Annotated in this window: 4 protein-coding genes and 1 riboswitch; of the genes, 2 read left to right on the forward strand and 2 right to left on the reverse strand. The window is 74.0% G+C overall.

Translation table 11 applies throughout. The features are described 5' to 3' along the window. Together ABNT58_RS12370 and ABNT58_RS12375 are read left to right on the forward strand one after the other, a co-directional pair. On the forward strand, window positions 1-1,493 hold a 1,493-nt coding region (locus ABNT58_RS12370), incomplete at its 5' end, for a response regulator (RefSeq protein ID WP_348753779.1). A gap of 36 nt (window positions 1,494-1,529) precedes the next feature. Beyond that, a riboswitch (FMN riboswitch) is annotated at window positions 1,530-1,684 on the forward strand. A gap of 4 nt (window positions 1,685-1,688) precedes the next feature. After that, window positions 1,689-2,174 carry a 6,7-dimethyl-8-ribityllumazine synthase gene (locus ABNT58_RS12375; RefSeq protein WP_348753780.1) on the forward strand — a complete coding sequence of 162 codons (486 nt, stop codon included), beginning with the start codon at window positions 1,689-1,691 and terminating at the stop codon, window positions 2,172-2,174. 19 nt (window positions 2,175-2,193) lie between these two features. Here the strand turns inward: ABNT58_RS12375 and ABNT58_RS12380 are convergent, their stop codons facing one another. Continuing rightward, window positions 2,194-2,478 carry a DUF4212 domain-containing protein gene (locus tag ABNT58_RS12380; RefSeq protein WP_348753781.1) on the reverse strand — a complete coding sequence of 95 codons (285 nt, stop codon included), beginning with the start codon at window positions 2,476-2,478 and terminating at the stop codon, window positions 2,194-2,196. A 32-nt stretch (window positions 2,479-2,510) separates the two neighbouring features. After that, window positions 2,511-3,275, reverse strand: a 765-nt coding sequence (locus ABNT58_RS12385; RefSeq protein ID WP_348753782.1) for a HAMP domain-containing sensor histidine kinase, incomplete at its 5' end; no start/stop codon positions are given.

Here is a 3,275-nt window from a genome sequence, read left to right on the forward strand (position 1 = left end):
CGGGCACCGCCACCCTGCGGCTGCTGCTGGTGGGCCTGGGCAGCGAGCAGCGGCCCGCCTTGCTGGGCGCGGCCAAGGCGCTGGGCTGGCAGACCGACGAATGCGCCAGCGCATCCGCCCAGGCGGCGGGCCGGATGGCGCTGGCCGACGTGCTGGTGATCGACCCCGCCCCGGCGCCGGCCGAAGCAGCGCCCGCACTGCTGCAGCAGTGGCGGGCCGTGCTGCCTGCGCCCGGCGAGCCGGCGCTGGTGCTGGTGTCAGCCGGCGATGCGGCGGCGGGCGAGGGCACCGCCGACGCGGCGGCAGGCGAGGGCACCGCCGACGCGGTGCTGGCCGAGCCGGTGACGGCCGCCGCGCTCTTCAACGCCGTCAACCAGGCGCTGGCCCGCCATGGCCGCAGCGGCCCCTTGCTGGCCGCCACCCGGCTTGACGGCCAGTCGCTGCGCTGGCTGCCCGGCGTGCGGGTGATGGTGGTGGACGACAGCGAACTGAACCTGGAAGTGGCGCGCCGGCTGCTGGAGCGCGAAGGCGCCGAAGTGCTGGCCCATGTGAACGGCCGCGAAGCGCTGGACCAGCTGCGCCGGCGCCCTGACATCGACCTGGTGCTGATGGACGTGCAGATGCCGGTGATGGACGGCCTGGAAGCCACCCGCCGCCTGCGCCGCGACCCCGCGCTGGCCCGGCTGCCGGTGGTGGCGCTGACCGCGGGCGCCATGCTGGCCGAGCGGCAGCGGGTGTTCGACGCCGGCATGAACGACTTCCTCAGCAAGCCGGTGGAGGCGCAGGCGCTGGTGCGTTGCGTGCGCCGCCATGTGGAGCGGGCGCGTGGCCGGGCGTTGCCGGTGGTCGCGGGCGATGGCATCGGCCTGCCGGCCGACTGGCCCGAGGTGCCTGGCATCGACGCGGCCGGGGCCGCCGTGCGGCTGGGCGGCGATGCGGGGCTCTTCGCTTCGCTGCTGGAGCGCATGCTGCGCGACTTCAGCGACCTGGCGCAGCCGCCTGCCACAACGCCCGACGCGCCCGCGCTGGCGGCGCGGCTGCACAAGCTGCGCGGCACCGCCGCCACCCTGGGCGCCGACGAGGTGCAGCGCCTGGCCGGCCAGGCCGAGCAGGCGGCCGTGGCCACGCCGTCGTCGCTGCTGGCGGCGCTGCAGTCGCTGGCCACCGCGCTGGCACGGCTCGAAGGCCAGGCGCGGCCGCTGCTGCGGCAATGGCAGGCCCGGCGAGAGGTCCAGGCCAGCGCGGCCGCCCCGGGCCGGGCCGAGGCCGACGATGCGCCCGACACCGAGAGCCTGCAGCAGCTGGTGGCGCTGCTGCGCCTGCAGGACCTCACCGCGCTGCCGCGTTTCCAGGCCCGGGCGGCGGCGCTGCAGGGGGCGCTGGGCCCCACCCGCTTCCACGAACTGGCGGCGCACATCGAAGCGCTGGACTTCGACCCCGCGGCCGACCTGATACAGGCCCTGCTGGACGCGGGTGATCGCGGCGGCGCTTAGACTGCGCGCCGCCCGCGGCTCAACATGGCGGCGGGCAGCTTCTCAGGGCGGGGTGCAATTCCCCACCGGCGGTGATGGCGGCACAGCCCGCACAAGCCCGCGAGCGCCCGGCCTGCCACGGCAGTCCGGGGTCAGCAGACCTGGTGGGATCCCAGGGCCGACGGTCACAGTCCGGATGAAAGAGACAGGACTTCCATGCAACAACCGACTGCTTCCCACTCCCCTCAACGCGCGCGCTATGCCTTCGTGCAGGCCGGCTGGCATGCCGACATCGTGGGCCGCGCCCGCGAGGCCTTCCTGGCCGAACTGGCCCGCCACGACGTGCCGCCCGATGCGGTGGACCTCTACGACGTGCCCGGCGCCTTCGAGATCCCGCTGCATGCGCAGCGCCTGGCCCGCTCGGGCCGTTATGCCGCCATCGTCGGCTGCGCTCTGGTGGTCGATGGCGGCATCTACCGCCACGACTTCGTCGCCCATGCGGTGATCGACGGCCTGATGCGCGTGCAGCTGGACACCGGCGTGCCGGTGATCTCGGCGGTGCTCACGCCGCACCACTTCCACGAGCATGAAGAGCACCGCCGCTACTTCAGCGAGCACTTCGTGACCAAGGGCGGCGAAGCCGCCCGCGCCTGCCTGGCCACGGTGCAGGCCCTGGCCCGGCTGCCGGTGGCGGCGGGCTGAAACAGCGCCGGGGCCTGCCTCAGGGCTCGCCCCGCGCCGCCTCATCGGCCCGGTTCATCACCCGCGCGTACAGCGCGATGATGAGCACGTACATCACCAGCGCGCCCTGGGCCGCGAACCAGAAGCTGAAGGGCCAGTTGAGCCACTGGAAGCTCAGTTCGCGCGCGAAGAACAGCGCGCAGAAGGTGACGGCCGACCACACCAGCAGCAGCACGCCGATCAGGCGCCGGTTGCGTTGCCAGTAGCCCGCGGGCGCGGCTGGCGCCGCGGGCGGGTCGGCGGGGCGGGTGGGTTCGGGGGCCATGCGCAAGTGTGGCGCAGCCGGGGCGCCAGCGCTCAGGCGGCCGGCGGCAGCGGCAGGTCGCGCGGCAGGCTGAAGCTGAACACGGTGCGGCCTTCGTCGGTGGAGCGGCCCTGCACCTGGCCGCCATGCGCTTCCAGGAACTGGGCCACGATGTACAGGCCCAGCCCCAGCCCGCCGCTGCTGGCGCTGCTGGTGCGGAAGGGCTCGAACAGCCGCTCGCGCACCGCGGGCGGCAGCGTGCCGGTGTTGCTCACCTCCACGCCGATGACCTCGGGCTGCGTGCCGTCCAGCCGCAGCGACACCGGCTCTTCGGGCGAGCCGTGCTGCACCGCATTGCTCACCAGATTGGCGATCACCTGCATCAGCCGGTCCGGGTCGAAGCGGGCCTGCAGGTCGCCTTCGGTCTGCAGCTCGATGCGGGCATCGGGCCGCGCCTGGCGGATCTCGTCCAGCACCTGGCGGCACAGCGCGCCCAGGTCGGCCGGTGCCTTGTCGATCTGCAGCGAGCCCGAGCGGATGCGCGAGAAATCGAGCAGCTGCGCGATCATGCGGTTCATGCGCTGGCCGCTGGAGCGGATGCCGTCGGCCGCCTGACGCGCGCCTTCGTCGGCCGACTTGCGGCGGATCAGGTCGGCGCCGGCCATCATGGCCTGCAGCGGCGTGCGCAGGTCGTGGGTCAGCACCGCCACCATCGCCTCGTTGAGCGCGATCACCCGCTGCAGCTCGCCCACCGTCTGCGCCAGCGCGCGCCGCTGCTGGAACAGCTCGACGAACACCGCCACCTTGCTTTGCAGCAC

The sequence above is a fragment of the uncultured Aquincola sp. genome, from assembly GCF_964001545.1.
Lineage (GTDB): Bacteria > Pseudomonadota > Gammaproteobacteria > Burkholderiales > Burkholderiaceae_C > Aquincola.